At 60.4% G+C, this 13976-nt stretch carries 14 protein-coding genes; 6 read left to right on the top strand and 8 right to left on the bottom strand.

Annotation, left to right across the window (positions count from 1 at the left end; genetic code table 11):
• Window positions 1-17 precede the first annotated feature (17 nt).
• Window positions 18-836, bottom strand: coding sequence for a cold-shock protein (locus tag H9L14_RS16790; protein WP_187708535.1), 819 nt, complete (start codon window positions 834-836; stop codon window positions 18-20).
• Window positions 837-1069: 233 nt separating this feature from the next.
• Here H9L14_RS16790 and H9L14_RS13675 point away from each other — a divergent pair, with 233 nt between their 5' ends.
• The 5 genes from H9L14_RS13675 to rpoN all read left to right on the top strand — a co-directional run bounded on the left by H9L14_RS13675 (window position 1070) and on the right by rpoN (window position 5157).
• Window positions 1070-1690: a ribonuclease D gene (locus tag H9L14_RS13675; RefSeq protein WP_187708534.1), complete on the top strand. Its 621-nt coding sequence runs from the start codon at window positions 1070-1072 to the stop codon at window positions 1688-1690.
• A 120-nt stretch (window positions 1691-1810) separates the two neighbouring features.
• The gene (gene lptC / locus H9L14_RS13670) at window positions 1811-2332 is read left to right on the top strand and encodes an LPS export ABC transporter periplasmic protein LptC (protein WP_246444214.1); all 522 of its coding nucleotides are present in this window, start codon (window positions 1811-1813) and stop codon (window positions 2330-2332) included.
• A gap of 5 nt (window positions 2333-2337) precedes the next feature.
• On the top strand, window positions 2338-2871 hold the full coding sequence (locus H9L14_RS13665) for an LptA/OstA family protein (protein WP_187708532.1): 534 nt from the start codon (window positions 2338-2340) through the stop codon (window positions 2869-2871).
• Window positions 2872-2875: 4 nt separating this feature from the next.
• Window positions 2876-3649, top strand: coding sequence for an LPS export ABC transporter ATP-binding protein (lptB, locus tag H9L14_RS13660; RefSeq protein WP_187708531.1), 774 nt, complete (start codon window positions 2876-2878; stop codon window positions 3647-3649).
• A gap of 26 nt (window positions 3650-3675) precedes the next feature.
• Window positions 3676-5157, top strand: a complete 1482-nt coding sequence (rpoN, locus tag H9L14_RS13655; RefSeq protein ID WP_187708530.1) for an RNA polymerase factor sigma-54 — start codon at window positions 3676-3678, stop codon at window positions 5155-5157.
• Here rpoN and H9L14_RS13650 read toward each other — a convergent pair.
• The 7 genes from H9L14_RS13650 to H9L14_RS13620 all read right to left on the bottom strand — a co-directional run bounded on the left by H9L14_RS13650 (window position 5154) and on the right by H9L14_RS13620 (window position 13019).
• The gene (locus H9L14_RS13650) at window positions 5154-5924 is read right to left on the bottom strand and encodes an endonuclease/exonuclease/phosphatase family protein (RefSeq protein ID WP_187708529.1); all 771 of its coding nucleotides are present in this window, start codon (window positions 5922-5924) and stop codon (window positions 5154-5156) included. The two genes, rpoN and H9L14_RS13650, sit on opposite strands and share 4 nt — an antisense overlap.
• A 132-nt stretch (window positions 5925-6056) precedes the next feature.
• Window positions 6057-7175, bottom strand: a complete 1119-nt coding sequence (locus H9L14_RS13645; RefSeq protein WP_222949849.1) for a hypothetical protein — start codon at window positions 7173-7175, stop codon at window positions 6057-6059.
• Between the two features lie 816 nt (window positions 7176-7991).
• Window positions 7992-9515 carry a TniQ family protein gene (locus H9L14_RS17595; protein WP_187708527.1) on the bottom strand — a complete coding sequence of 508 codons (1524 nt, stop codon included), beginning with the start codon at window positions 9513-9515 and terminating at the stop codon, window positions 7992-7994.
• A gap of 200 nt (window positions 9516-9715) precedes the next feature.
• The gene (locus H9L14_RS13635) at window positions 9716-9991 is read right to left on the bottom strand and encodes a hypothetical protein (protein WP_187708526.1); all 276 of its coding nucleotides are present in this window, start codon (window positions 9989-9991) and stop codon (window positions 9716-9718) included.
• Window positions 9992-10011: 20 nt separating this feature from the next.
• Window positions 10012-10794, bottom strand: coding sequence for an ATP-binding protein (locus H9L14_RS13630; protein WP_187708525.1), 783 nt, complete (start codon window positions 10792-10794; stop codon window positions 10012-10014).
• 226 nt (window positions 10795-11020) lie between these two features.
• The gene (locus H9L14_RS13625; protein ID WP_187708524.1) at window positions 11021-12337 is read right to left on the bottom strand and encodes an integrase catalytic domain-containing protein; all 1317 of its coding nucleotides are present in this window, start codon (window positions 12335-12337) and stop codon (window positions 11021-11023) included.
• Window positions 12338-12818: 481 nt separating this feature from the next.
• Complete coding sequence (locus H9L14_RS13620; RefSeq protein WP_187708523.1) at window positions 12819-13019, bottom strand: hypothetical protein; 201 nt, start codon at window positions 13017-13019, stop codon at window positions 12819-12821.
• Between the two features lie 795 nt (window positions 13020-13814).
• Here H9L14_RS13620 and H9L14_RS16785 point away from each other — a divergent pair.
• Entirely contained in the window at window positions 13815-13940 is a 126-nt protein-coding gene (locus tag H9L14_RS16785) for a hypothetical protein (RefSeq protein WP_281389386.1), read from the top strand.
• Window positions 13941-13976 lie beyond the last annotated feature (36 nt).

Raw genomic sequence — 13976 nt, 5'->3', positions numbered from 1 at the left:
CTGCCCCCTAGGAGCTGTTATTCGCTGACCGGTGCCAGGTTCACCGCGGCATATTTGCCGCGACGATCCACCTCGATCTCGAACTCAAGTCGGTCGCCTTCGTTGAGCGTCGGCATGCCCGCACGCTCAACCGCCGAGATATGCACGAACGCATCCGGCTGTCCGTCGTCGCGCTGAATGAAGCCAAAGCCCTTCATCGCGTTGAAGAACTTGACGACGCCCGTCGCCTTTTCGCCAGTCAGCTTCCGCTCGGGCGCGCGCTCGGCCCGCTCGACCGCCATCGGCTCGCCATCGATTCGCAGGTTGGTCGCGGAAATACGCCCACCACGATCGACCAGCGTGAACTCGAGCGGCTGACCGTCGGCCAAATCAGTTAGACCGGCCTGCTCGACAGCAGAAATGTGCACGAAAACGTCTTCGCCGCCATCGTCACGGACGATGAAGCCGAAACCCTTCTGCGGATTGAAGAACTTTACGACGCCCTTGCCTTCGCCGACGACCTGGGGGGGCATTCCGCCGCCACCGCCGCCGCCGCCACGAAAGCCGCCACCGCCACCGCCGCCACGGAAACCACCGCCTCCGCCACCGCCGAAGCCGCCGCCACCGCCGAAGCCGCCGCCACCGCCGAAGCGATCACCGCCTCCGCCGCCGCCACCAAAGCGATCGCCGCCGCCGCGGTATCCACCGCCGCCACCGCCACCGCCACCGCCGAATCCGCCGCGGTCTCCGAAACCGCCGCGCTCGCCGTAGCTGCTGCTTTCACCACCGAAGAAATCGTCGCGCTTGTCACGGCCGCGACCACCGCGGTCCCCCTTACGCCCTCTATCGAAACCCATGCCCGTCTAAAATCCTTTGTGCCCACAATGTCTTAAAACCAACGCGCTGGGCCCAAAGAGCGCAACCGGTCAGGCGCATGATTGCTCACACACTGTTCAGCACCCTACAGCAAAAAACTGTGTCTCTCCAGTGATTCCAGCGCGGAACCGTGACATGGCCTCAAGAAGTGCGGCGCAAGGTCTGCTAAAGGGGGAGCGATCCGAGCGTAATGAAAGATTTTTGGGACGAGTGAATGAGCATCCATTTCCATGAAGAAGACCTGCCCGACGGCCTTAGCTTCGAAGGGGCGATTGCCGTCGACACGGAGGCGATGGGGCTCCATCCGGCGCGCGATCGGCTATGCCTGGTCCAGCTGTCTGACGGCCGCGGGGACGAGCACCTGGTCCGATTCCGCAAGGGAAGCGCTTACTCTGCGCCAAACCTCAAGGCGCTTCTCGGCGATCCGAACCGCCTCAAACTCTATCACTTCGCCCGATTCGATGTGGCGATGATCCAGGCCTACCTCGGGTTCATGGCCGCGCCGCTGTACTGCACGCGAACGGCGTCCCGTCTGGTTCGGACCTATACAGACCGGCACGGCCTCAAGGACCTTGTCCGCGAGCTTCTTGGCCACGAAATTTCCAAGCAGCAGCAGACCAGCGACTGGGGTGCACCGGAGCTTAGCGATGCCCAGCGCGAATATGCCGCGAGCGACGTCCGCTACCTGCATGCGCTGAAAGAAAAGCTCGACGAACGCCTGGTTCGGGAAAAGCGGGTTGAATTGGCGCAGTCCTGCTTCGATTTCCTTCCCCATCGTGCCTTGCTTGATCTGGCCGGCTGGCCGGAACAGGACATTTTCGCTCACGACGGATAATCGATGTCGGACCTTGCCAACCAGGAACGCGAAGTAAAACAGCGTTGGGCGGTGCCCGGGAGCTCGCACGACAGGATCGTGCGGTTCGCGAAGGTCGCGCTCCCAAGTGCTGTCGGCGTCGTGATCGCATTCCTGGCCATGGCGCCGCTCGACAAGAGTGGGGACGTGAGCTTCATCCTCGACAAGAACCAGGTGGAGAACGCTCCCGAGCGCATGCGCGTGGAGCAGGCGCGCTATGTCGGCCAGGACAATAACGGGCAGAAATTCCTGATCGTCGCCAACCGCGCGCTTCAGCGAACTTCCGAGCAGCCGATCGTCGACATCTGGGGAATGCTCGCCCGCTTCGGCCTTGCGCAGGGGCCCGTGACGGTTGCGGCGAACCAGGGCCAGTACAATCTCGACCAGCAGAAGGTGACGGTCCAGGGCCCGGTTCGGGTTGCCGGCCCAGAGGGCGAACAGCTGGTGACGCGCGACGTGACGGTCGACCTCAAGCAGAATGTCATGACCAGCGACGGCGGCGTGGCGGGCCGAATGGAGCTCGGTCAGTTCGAGGCGTCACGCCTTCGCGCCAACCTGAATGACCGAACTGTGGTCCTGGACGGCGGCGCTCGCTTGAAAATCGTGCAGGGGGCAGTCAGATGAGACCGATGCGCAGATTGCCGCTGATCCTTCTCGCCCCTGTGGCGCTCGCCACGGCGGCAGCGGCCCTCGCCCAGTCGCAGGAGCCCGTCTCGGCGCTCAAGGGACACAACAGCAACGCGCCCGTCGACGTTTCCGCCGACCGGATCGAGGTCCAGGACCGCGCCGACCGCGCAATCTTCGCCGGCAACGTGAAGGTGAGGCAGGACGAACTGAGTCTCGATACTGCCCGACTGACGGTCGCCTATACGAGCACGGGCGGTGTCCAGATCAAGCGGCTCGATGCCAGCGGCGGCGTGACGGTGCGCAGTCCGTCCGAGACCGCGCGGGGCGCTCTCGGAATCTACGACCTCGACCGAAAGCTGATCACCCTCGTCGGCGATGTCGTCCTCCAGCGCCAGGGATCGCAGATCAATGGCCAGCGGCTGGTGATCGATCTCGATACCGGACGCGCAGTGATCGATGGTGGCCCTGCCGGCGTCGGCCAAAGCGGCGGCCGGGTGACCGGACATTTCACCGTCCCTCAGAAAAAGGGCGGCTGATCCCGTGAACGAAGCCGTCACCCTCCCACGCGCGGTCATCGAGCCGGCGGCGGCGGTTGGCGGCCTGGAAGTCCGGTCGATCGCCAAGGCCTATGATCGCCGGGCCGTCTTGCACGATGTTTCGCTCGATGTTCACCGCGGTGAGGTCGTTGGCCTGCTCGGCCCGAACGGCGCAGGCAAAACCACCTGCTTCTACTCGGTCATGGGCCTGGTGAAGCCGGACAGTGGTCGGATCTTCCTGGACGGCCAGGACATCACCGAGCTGCCGATGTACCGGCGAGCGATCCTTGGGCTTGGCTATCTTCCCCAGGAAACATCGATCTTCCGCGGCTTGACCGTGGAGCAGAACATCATGGCGGTGCTGGAAGTCGCGGAGCCCGAGCCGCACGCCCGGCATGACCGGCTTGAGCAACTGCTTGGAGAGTTCGGGCTGACGCGCCTGCGCGATTCCGCCGCGATGGCCCTGTCTGGCGGCGAGCGTCGCCGCTGCGAGATCGCCCGCGCCCTCGCGGCCGACCCGTCGATCATGCTCCTTGACGAGCCCTTCGCCGGGATCGATCCGATTTCGATTGCCGACATCCGCGAATTGGTTCGGGAGCTGAAGAAGCGCGATATCGGCGTGCTCATCACCGACCACAACGTCCGCGAGACGCTCGACATCGTCGACCGCGCCTGCATCATCTACGATGGCCAGGTGCTATTCGCGGGGACTCCGCAGGCACTCGTCGCCGACCATGAAGTTCGTCGACTCTATCTCGGCGAGAGCTTCGCGCTTTAATTCTTTGCCGCTAGTCTCTTAGCGCAATGGCGCTCGGCCCACGCCTCGACCTTCGACAAACTCAGGCACTCGTCCTGACGCCTCAGCTGCAGCAGGCGATTCGCCTGCTGCAATTGTCGAACCTCGAGCTCGAAGCGGTCATCGCGGAGGAGATATCCAAGAACCCCCTCCTTGAGGCGGCTTCAGGCGGCGACGACGAGGGCGGCCCGCCCCTGGATGCGGATGCCGAAGTCGCGGTAGATTCCTCCGACGAACCAGCGGTCCCCGGCGCCGATGAACTGATGACTTCGTCGGACGGCACGTCCGATCAGCCGCTCGATTTCGACTGGGACAGCGAAGCGCTGGAAACCGACAGCTTCGCCGATGTCGTTGTCAGCAGTGGCGGCGGTGACGAAGACGGCCCGGATTTTGAGCGGATGGAATATACGGCGGACTCGCTGTCCGAACATTTGCTCAACCAGCTTCATGGCGCGTCAGGCACGGTCGGACAGCTCGCTCGGGTCATCGCAGAAATGCTCGAAGAGACCGGCTATCTGGACGTGCCGGTCCGCGACATTGCCGAAGCTACGGAGGAGCCAGTCGCGGTCGTCGGGGAGGCGCTCGGGCTCGTCCAAAGCCTCGATCCGCCCGGGGTAGGCGCTCGAAATCTCTCCGAATGTCTCGCGCTGCAGGCCAAGGCGGCTGACCGCTACGATCCGGCCATGGCGAGGCTGATCGATAATCTCGATCTGCTCGCCAAGGGCCGCATGGCCGACCTCAAGCGCATTTGCGGGGTTGACGACGAGGATCTCGCCGACATGGTCCGGGAGCTTCGCGCTTACGATCCAAAACCCGGCTGCCAGTTCTCGAGCCGGGGAGCTGAAAGCGTTTCGCCGGACGTGTTCGTCCGCCGGACTCGGCTTGGCTTTGCGGTCGAACTCAACCAGGCGACGCTTCCGAGGCTGCTGGTCAATCGCCGCTACTATCAGGAGCTGAAGACCGGACCGCAGGACAAGAAATCGCGGGCTTGGCTCAGCGAATGTCTGGCCAGCGCGAACTGGCTGGTGAAAGCGCTCGATCAGCGCGCCCGGACGATCGTCAAGGTCGTCAGCGAGATCGTAAAGCGGCAGCAGGGCTTCTTCGAGAAGGGTGTCGCCGCGATGAAGCCGATGACCCTGCGCGAGATTGCCGACGCGATCGAGATGCACGAATCCACGATCAGCCGGGTCACCTCGAACAAGTATCTGCTTTGCGATCGCGGCCTGTTCGAGCTGAAATATTTTTTCGGCTCGGGCGTCGCCTCGACCGAGAGCGAGGGCGAAGGCGCTGCTGCCGAAGCGGTAAAAGCGGCGATCCGCGAGATCATCGAAAGTGAGGCCGATGTGCTGAGCGACGACGCCATCGCCGGCCTGCTCAAGCAGCGCGGCTTCGACTGCGCCCGCCGCACCGTCGTCAAATATCGGGAGTCGATGGGGATCGGCTCATCCATCCACCGCCGCCGCCAACGGAAGATGGCCGGCGCCGCCTAAGGCGAGAGCCGCGCCCAGATTGGCAGATGGTCCGACGCGCGCCGCGCCGAGGGACTCATGTGCACGCCGGCCGCATCGATCCGCAATTCCTTGTCGACTATGATGCGATCGAGCGCCGCCACCGGGTGCCGCGAATGGAAGCTCGGCCCGGTCGGAGCGATATGGAAATGCGGTTCAAAGTCCCTGAGGCAGCCCGCCGCTTCGCGCCACTCGTTGGTGTCGCCCATCAGGATGGTGGGCATTTTCTGAGGCCGCTTTGCCACGGCCTCAAGGATCGCCCGGATCTGGCGCCGTCGCCACATTCCGGAGAGATCGAGATGCATGCCGATCACCCGGACGGGCCTCTCGCCGATCAACAATTCAGCAAGCACGGCCCCGCGCGGCTCGAATGTCGGAAGCTCAAGCGCCGCACAGTCGAGCACGCCGACATGCTGCTTCACGAGGATGGCGTTGCCGTGCCAGCCCATGTTGCGCGTGTTGATCTTGAGCAGCGCGTCGACATGCTTTCCGCCCGGCATGCGGTCCAGAACGCGCCGGTGCTTCACTCCGAAGAACACCGGCCTGTACGTCCCGTGATCGTCGATCAGCTCGTGCGGCACGGCCGCGCCGCGTCCGCCGAAGCGCTTGTCCGCTTCCTGCAGGGCGACGATGTCGGCATCCATTTCGTGGAGCACATCGAGCACGCGCTGCGGGTTTCGGCGCCGGTCGGTGCCGATGGCCTTGCGCACATTGTAGCTTGCGACGGTGATCGACGATTCAACGGTCACGACTGTGGCAACACCGGGCTCGCCAAGGCAGTTCTCAACGGAGCCGAAAAAGCGGAGCCGATCCGCGAATTCGGAAGGCAATCTCCCGCGTCGCGGAAGCGATAAAGCAGCTCTTAATCTCTTTCGGAAGCATTAAATGGGTTCCTCGTTCAGTCCTAAAGCGTGAAGGGCGCGCTCGCGCTCGAAAACGCGGTGGAAGCGAGAACCGTTCATTTCGAGGCACGGAATTCTCGCCACGCGCATGCGCTTTGTGATGATCTCTTGCGCAAGATCCGATCTGGCCGCCAACTCGGCCTTACTGACGTAACGCTCCGCGAACGCTTCGAGCGACCGGCGCGTCACAGTGTGAGATTTTGTGCGATTACGCGACGAAGGATAAATTTCCAGGAAGCCGGCCTCTATTAATCGATTAACGGCCCAGTCCCCCATCATAAGCCTCGCGCCGCCGTCGTAAATTGGTAGGCCGAACTCGACTTCATATTGCCGGTAGTCCCAACCCAATTGCTGATCCCTAACGAGCAGCCCCGCCAATCCAGCTACTCCTTTCAGCCGGCCCTCACATTCAAGCTGACCGTCCTGAATGGCTCGAACAATCTCAGCAATGCTCTGAGATCTACGGGTAATTATTGAAACGAGGTCATCCGGCTGTTCTGAGAAGGTCGGCTTCCCTTCTGCAGCCGCAGCCACGAATGCGCGGGGCGCCCTCAGATCGAACAGGTTTGCCTTCGTAGACGTCTTCCCGCTCACGCGCTGAAAAACTCCACGCTCGGCCAGTTGGAGCACGACTTTCCAACCGACACCCAACATCGCGGCGAGTTCATGTATGGTGCCAGTATGTCCGATCTTCAGCCTGACTGATTGAATCAGCTTTGCATCCAGCATCGCCGCCGGAGACCAATCCTCGACTTTTGTCTCGGTAAGCTCCGCGACGATTTCGGCAACCGCCGCCTCAGAAACCTCGTTTAAGAGCGCAACTTCACTTAGCGAAAAGCGCAACGGCTGCTGACGATTATGACGTGCCACACCACGGGCGCGGTTCAGGACAATCTCCTTCCATAGCCTCTCAAGAGCAGACATGAACGGCAACTCGCGGCGGTGTCTGCGTATGCGCTGTTCATGAAAGTGCGCGAGCGGACCAAAAACGCGCGAAAAGCCGTGACCCGCTCTCCGCGCGGCTTTCTCGCCGATGACCTGACAAAGGTCTCCGTCAGCGTCTAGCAGAAGGTCGAATGCCTCAGATGACATCCGCATGATCTCGTGAGGCGGCAGGTGTCGTCCAACATCCAGATACGGAGCGTCACTGAAAAAGAGACCAACTCGCAGACAAAGATCCGAGAGGGTCTGAAGATCATATGGGAGAGTCCAGGACGGCCTCGGAGAACCCATAAGGTAGCCAACAAACGCCGCGTCCAACGTTGCCACTTCCGCTTGGAGTTCGGAGCACCGCGCCAAATTTGCCCCACAGACACAAGACTCGACCCGCACTCTGCGGGTTTGGAGCTGGTCTCCACAGCCCGGGCATCGGGAAATCAAGGGCCGCCGATGGAGGGGCAGCCTATAAAGGAGAGGGCCACCAGAAACGACGATAGGGCCTGCAGTCCTCCGGCCCTCGAGGTGCTCAAGATCGTTGGCCAAACACTCGGGACAGACTGAATCGATGAAAGCTCCTCCGGGATGAGGAAAGCGCGTGTGGTCTGTCAGCAGGATGGAGTTCAGGATGATTCCGCGATCAGTGGACAGCGGCGTTCGAGCTTTTAAGGTCTCCAAATCCTGACCCGAAACGTTTGCGAGCGCGATCAGGGACTCTTCCCGCCATGGCGAATTCATGACGTCGCCTTTCGCGCCAGCTGTATTCAAAAAGTCGGTGACATTTTGATAACCGGCCCGCCTCGCTAGGCGGCACCAGATGGAGGCGGGAGCCTCGTCCGCTCGCTCCCGTATGTAGAGAGGGGCCTTTCGTAAGAGATGTGGTGGTCTCTTCCGCAGATGTGGCCTTGGGGTTCCCATAAGACACTCCCATTGATCACGATGTCGTTGACCCGCTCGATCGACTGCTCGCCACCCGTCCTAGAGACTCAGTTGACGGCAATCCTGCAGTCGGAAAAATGTTTGGCGAACGCTCGGTGGGCCGAACGCAGGGTGAACGCCTCGTCGGTCCGCGAAACCTATCACCTGCTTGGCTGCGATATGCAGCCTCTCGGCGAGCTGAGCTGTAGTTAGATGCTCTGCGAAAAATGCCTCTACATTCTCTCGGCACAGCTTTCGCCCGTGTCGCGCCAGCACGCCCAGCTTCACCAGTTCAAGTAGGGCTTGATGATGCGCGCCGAACCTTTGACTGACGTCCTTAATGGTCCACTCGGATGCCCGTTTGAGGCTCACGCAATCCTCAACGCTGACACGGAAGTCGCTCAAGCCGCCGGTCGCAGTCAGCCGCGTGCAGCGGACGCGACCTGCAATGATGCCGTGGCAAATATTGGCGAGCGACACCGCGCGATTTCGGCACACGTCCGATAGAAGACCAGTTTCAGACGGAAGGCTTTGATATGTTGGGAGGCTGCTTACCCACCTCCGAGCCATCTCGGGACATGGGCGACCCAGATTATTCTTCAGGCAAAACTCGGCAACGAGTTGAGCAGCTTGCCGCTTGCCCACGCCAAGGACTTGGGTCGCGCTCTCGGGCTGGCGCGGCGGCAGTGAATCGGCAATCGACGCCTCTATGGCGAATGCCACACCGCGTCGGGAGCCCCGAGGAATGGCGTTGGCCTCCCTCAGCAGCGACCTTGTCGTCTCGTATGATCGTCCTAGTCTTCTAGCCAGGCCGGTGACGCTCACGGTTCCTAGGGGCGGTCGCCCACGTCGGCACTCGTTCTCGGCTATTATGCCGTGTTGGACCGCGTGCCGCTCAATCGCGGCAAGAAGCTGTTCTGAGAAGATCGGCCCTGCGCTTTGCTCGTCCGTCTCGGTATAAAGTCTGCCGTAAGCCTCTATGAGGCCCGAGCCTCTACGACCTCGGCGCTTTAAGAGACTGTCCAGAAGCAACGGGATCGAATCGACCCAATTTTTGGCGATCGTCCATCCGCGGTCCGCTGGCGTGCAAAAATCTCCGACAGCTTCGATGCCAGCATCGGAAGCGGCGAAGCTCAAAATCCTCACAGCACGAACCGCATGCCGATAGTCGAGCGCATCGAGTAGCTCGCAGCTTAAGCGGTCGCTGACTCCAAGCCGGCCGGCAAGATAGTCGCTGCAAACGGAGCGAGCGGTCGCGAATAGTCTGCAGGTCAACCGGGCGCCGCACGCGCAATAAAGCAGTGACGGGTCGGACCAACGCTGCCGCCGGCCGCAGGCGGAGCAATCGTCCGTCAGGGCGCAGCCATGCTCAGGACAAGTGGAAATCGATTGAACGTCCCAGTGGAAGCGATGACAGGCCCAGGCCCGGTCGTCGATTCCAAGAGATCGCGCTCGTTCGAAATCGCCGTTCAGACAAAGCTCACACCGCCGTCGGAACGTAGTGGACCAATCCCCAAGTCTGATCAGCTCGCCTCGGAGCTCGACTAGACGGCCTGTCGGTCGCCTTACCGGAGACCACTTCATGAGCTGCCCGGATCTAGGCCTGCTCGAAACGCAAATTCATCGACGTTCATTCCCTTCGTGAGATCGTGCAGTGAAAATCGAAGGCGGCGTCGAAGATCTCGGAGGGCCCGATAACCCATCCTGCCCGCTAGCCTGACGAAGGCGCCATGCGCCGGCTCCATTAGCCTTGGCCGGAGCCTGAGGGTCAGAGCCCGTGACACCTACGAGCTTTTGCCTTTTCCCTTGGCTCCTATCGTGGCGTTGTTCACCGCGGGCTTCGCATTATCCCTCGCCTTGCGCGCTCTTTCGGCGTGAAGATCATCCCACAGGATTTTCAAGCGAGCCGAGGTGCAGAGAAAAGGATTGTCACTCAACGGAAGAGGTTCGGCCGCATCAATGGTTTCTGCGTCGCAATCGAATTCGATCTCCTCGTCCTCGTCGCCCCGCTTGAAGGCGACGTAAACCTCGCCGAGGAGTGCAAGATCGATCTTGGCCATCTGCCTCATGTGAGCACGCCTCAAAGCCTCGACCAAGAGCTTGCTGACGAGGCCAACCTGCCCCCTGACGCGAGGTAGAGTCGCTTGCTGAAATCCGGCGAGTTTATGAGCGATGGTTCGGGCAACCCCATGTTCTCTTCGAACAGCCCGAGCATTGAGCGGAAGTCGGTCTGGCCCTCTCTAGTGTTGAAGCGGTAAGGATCGAGGTTCAGATCCACCTCTTTCCGTCTCTCCAGGCCCCAGCCTTTGTGGAGCTGCTGAATCTCGGGAGCTCCGGCAAGCACGAGCTGACAGTCGAGGCTGTTCAGAAGCGACACGAGAAACTTCGCCAATATTGGCGCTTCAGAGCCAAAGATGCGGTCTGCCTCATCAATGGCGATCATGAGAACATCGTGCCGCCGCGCGAAATTAGCGATCTCGTCTACGATACGGGCGGTATTCCAGTTGGCGCTGGGCTCATGGCCCATCGCCATGAGTATGGCCTCGACGAGACCCTTGCGAGTGCAGGGAAAAGGCATTTCGACCAGCACTACGGGCATCATTCGACCGTCGATTGTCTCAACGTCGGGAAAGTCGCGCTTGTGCTGCTTGAGCAACGTTGATTTCCCTGCCCCAGGGAGGCCTGTGACGATGAGCAGATGCGATGGCTGTGAGGAGCCCTCGAAGAGCTTCAGACTTCGTGCCTGGTGCAGGCGTAGACGTTGCAAGCCATGGAAGAGCAACTTGTGCTGGACGATACTTTGCTCAAGACGGCTGCTGGCGATGGTGGCTTCGAGTTCGCCAGGTGCGTACCCGACCATCATGATTTAGCCCGCCAAAGCTTCATGCGTTCCTCAATGAGGGCTGCCAGCTCATCCAAAGATTCCTCGTCGACTTGTGGCAAGCCAACTTGGTCAGCGTTCTTTGCTCTAGGCTCAGGTGAGACGACGCGCGACGGTTCGCAAGCCGCTGCAAGCTCGAACGAGTCATCCTCCAACAGGGGGTCCTGGTCGTTGGCGATGACTTGGTGCTCGAACCCCGGGACCGGGGTCACCAACGTCCCAAGGTCCCGTACTTGGTCCATTTGAGCAGATATTTATGAGTGCTGTTCCGCTTGTATTCTCCGTTTTGAAGCGCCGCACTCTCGCGCTCTAAGCGGTTCTTGGCGCGAGCGAGGGTGGCAACCTGGATCTCCGCACCTTCGCGGGTCATCTGGCGCGCTTCGTCGAGGATGATCTTGAACTGCTCTCTGGAGACGCCGCTCATGACCTCGCGGTTGGCATTAGGTATCGTGATCCAGTGGGGCACGCGGCCTGTATCATCCAGAAGACGGATATATCCCCAGTCGGTATCGTCCCGATGAACCCGCCAGACCTTGCCAGGTCCGTGCCTCTTGCGAAGCCGCTCCATTACATCTTTGTCTAAGTACCATTGCGGACCGATCCGGATGCCATCCGACCTGATCCGACAATTGAAGATCTCGCCAGTGATGAGATGCACTTGCTCTGGGTCACGAGCCAAACGAATGCCGTAGCGCGAGGTCAGAACCTGCCACGCCATGTCAGGCGTCGTACCCCTTCCGTAGCGCTCTTCGAGCTTGGGATGCGGTCGATGATGATAGCGATCGACAATCCAGCGGATGAGCCGCTTCGTGAATTCGTCCTTATCTAGACGAGCACTTTTTGCTGATCGGTAGGCCTCGACGTCGTTAAACTTCGTTGCGCCGTCCATCAGGTCAAAGACGGCTATACCCATGTACCCGAACAGCCGCTCAATAGCACCTTTGAGCCAAGGGCTGCGACCTGGAAGAGGGACCGGAATGATGTCTAGCGCAGCGCAGGTCGCCTTGAAACTCGCGCATTTGAACTCCTTGCCCTGATCACTGATCAAGTATTTGGGCACTCCGAAGCACGCCCATTTTCGTTTGATGGACGGGAACGTCGAGAGATCCTTTGGATAAGCCGAGTGGGCAATCGCTAGGCGGACGGAGTGGTAGCTCGGCGGCTGGAAGGTGATGTGAATGCCGAGAACGCATCTCGTTGCCCTATCGAGAAGGACGGTAATCCACGGCCGACCGGCAATCCGCCCGTTCTTGTGTATCAATATGACGTCCACCAAGCAGTGATCGATCTCCACCTCATCGAGCGGGATGTCGGGTAGGTCCTGTGGAATGAAAATGCCGTGCTCGAGGAAGGCCTTCTTCCGGCCCTTGCGTGCTATGCACTGCTCTTCAGGCGTGTAGAGCCTGTCGATGTAATCGCGAAAGCCTCGATCAGACATCAGCTCGGTGGCGGGCAAGCTGCTTTCTTCGACACAGTCCTTGTACACCTCCCAAGCGGCCGTGGATGGAGGTCGCAACAACGTCATGTAGACTTCGTCGATCGCCTTCTTGGCATAATGATATGTGTCGAAGCCTGACCGATCCTTGGCCTTGTAATGGGGCTACGGCAGCCTCTGCGGTGATAGCTCGGAATGAGAGCGCAGATGTCGCGTCCGGCATCCCGCCAATCGCCGTACCAGTTCTCTATGGTCCGGGCAGAAGGCTGTTTCACCCGCCGGTGCTTGACAGCTGGCCCGTCGAAGCTCTCTCCCTTCCGGTGGGTCCTAGAGCTATGGATTATGAGCGCCGCGTTCTTCTCTTCTGCCTCCCAAGCTTCGAAGTGGGCGGAAAAGGTCTCGCCGCGTGCCGAGAGGCAGGCGGCCCTGATCGTCCCGCAAACAGGGATGCGCTGGTCGACTTCTGACACATAAGCCAACCGCCGAGCCGCTTCTCTCCTGACGTGCGCCGGCCAAGCGGTAAAGGCCGACTGCAACATCTCGACCTTGTCAGCTTGGAGGCTGTCGAGATTTACGGGCCAATGCGGAACCTCCGCCGTCCATAAGCCTGCAACACCTCGCCGAAGGAGATGGTCTCGGGCTCATCCTCATCCTTGCCGCTCTTGAGCACGCTGATGCCCGCCTTCGTAACCTTGAGAACACGGCATAGCGGCGAAGACATGCCGTCCAGGACGAAGCAGTCCCCAACCTTCAGTCGGACCGGCGCACTCATCTGCTACTCCAACTGCCACAACAACTCGCGCGTGATAATCGATGCGAATTGTCGATTTGTCAAAGTATCAAAATGCCGTTTTCCGATGTTCTAACAATGAATGAATGCGTATCGGTTTGTTGTGGAAGTATTGTGGATGTTCTAATGAATAGGTTCTGGAAATCTTCCTGATGATTCGACACATTCGTTGTTTCAGACTCAACAAGTTCCTGCGCTAGCAATTTGGGTTGATTAACCTCGGTGTCCTGTTCTTCTTTTCCAGAAAGATCCCGTTTGCCTCAGAAATCATCTCGGATAATCTTTTGGGTCCAACGATCTTCTGCGATCAGGAAGGAACGCCGCCTACGGCGGCGCGCGTTCCATCAGGCGAGCCCTGCTCAACCGCAGCCATCCTCTCCGTCCGGCAGAATGCCGGGTTCATCGAGCCCTCGGACCCGATTGGCCTCGCCTTGTTACTGCGCCGCTTGAGCCCGGGCCTGCGATAGCTGCGCGCTTGCCTTTGAGATACGTGAGCGGATCAACGTCGGGTCGAGCCGTGCGAGACCCTAGCCCTGCCTCTTCCCGGACAACGAGCAGATCATCCTAGCGTCTGCTTTCGACCCATTGCGGACATTAGCTTAGCCACCAGAATAGTAGCGCACCGAGGCAAACGATAGCGACGGCCAAGCAACCACGGCCAGAAACCGGCTTGCTGTCATCGCATTCGCCGGTGTCGGCAAAGCGCCTGATTTCAACCCGCTGCTTTCGGCCATATTCGGCATCTTTCGCCCTTATGTCCGCGTCCGCCAGGAAGTGATGGACGATGTGAGGGCAGTCCTGATTGGGGTGATTTTCGAGATCGTCAGAGAGCTTCGTGCAGAGGTCCTCAACGGCATGCCAATCAACATTTGGTCGCTCTTCTTCGTTGAGAATAGCGATTAGGCGCTGTCGGAGCGTCGCCGTGTTCATCAGCGAACC

The organism is Sphingomonas sediminicola, assembly GCF_014489515.1.
Lineage (GTDB): Bacteria > Pseudomonadota > Alphaproteobacteria > Sphingomonadales > Sphingomonadaceae > Sphingomicrobium > Sphingomicrobium sediminicola.
The sequence above is the reverse complement of the archived record's forward strand: the minus strand, read 5'-3'. Positions and strand labels throughout refer to the sequence as shown.

Bases quoted from the DNA above. Each gene is read 5' to 3' on its own strand.
- H9L14_RS16790 (WP_187708535.1), bottom strand. From the start codon at position 836: ATGGGTTTCGATAGAGGGCGTAAGGGGGACCGCGGTGGTCGCGGCCGT.
- H9L14_RS13675 (WP_187708534.1), top strand. From the start codon at position 1,070: ATGAGCATCCATTTCCATGAAGAAGACCTGCCCGACGGCCTTAGCTTC.
- H9L14_RS13665 (WP_187708532.1), top strand. From the start codon at position 2,338: ATGCGCAGATTGCCGCTGATCCTTCTCGCCCCTGTGGCGCTCGCCACG.
- rpoN (WP_187708530.1), top strand. From the start codon at position 3,676: ATGGCGCTCGGCCCACGCCTCGACCTTCGACAAACTCAGGCACTCGTC.
- H9L14_RS13645 (WP_222949849.1), bottom strand. From the start codon at position 7,175: ATGCGGATGTCATCTGAGGCATTCGACCTTCTGCTAGACGCTGACGGA.
- H9L14_RS17595 (WP_187708527.1), bottom strand. From the start codon at position 9,515: ATGAAGTGGTCTCCGGTAAGGCGACCGACAGGCCGTCTAGTCGAGCTC.
- H9L14_RS13635 (WP_187708526.1), bottom strand. From the start codon at position 9,991: ATGGCCAAGATCGATCTTGCACTCCTCGGCGAGGTTTACGTCGCCTTC.
- H9L14_RS13630 (WP_187708525.1), bottom strand. From the start codon at position 10,794: ATGATGGTCGGGTACGCACCTGGCGAACTCGAAGCCACCATCGCCAGC.
- H9L14_RS13625 (WP_187708524.1), bottom strand. From the start codon at position 12,337: ATGACGTTGTTGCGACCTCCATCCACGGCCGCTTGGGAGGTGTACAAG.
- H9L14_RS13620 (WP_187708523.1), bottom strand. From the start codon at position 13,019: ATGAGTGCGCCGGTCCGACTGAAGGTTGGGGACTGCTTCGTCCTGGAC.
- H9L14_RS16785 (WP_281389386.1), top strand. From the start codon at position 13,815: ATGGACGATGTGAGGGCAGTCCTGATTGGGGTGATTTTCGAGATCGTC.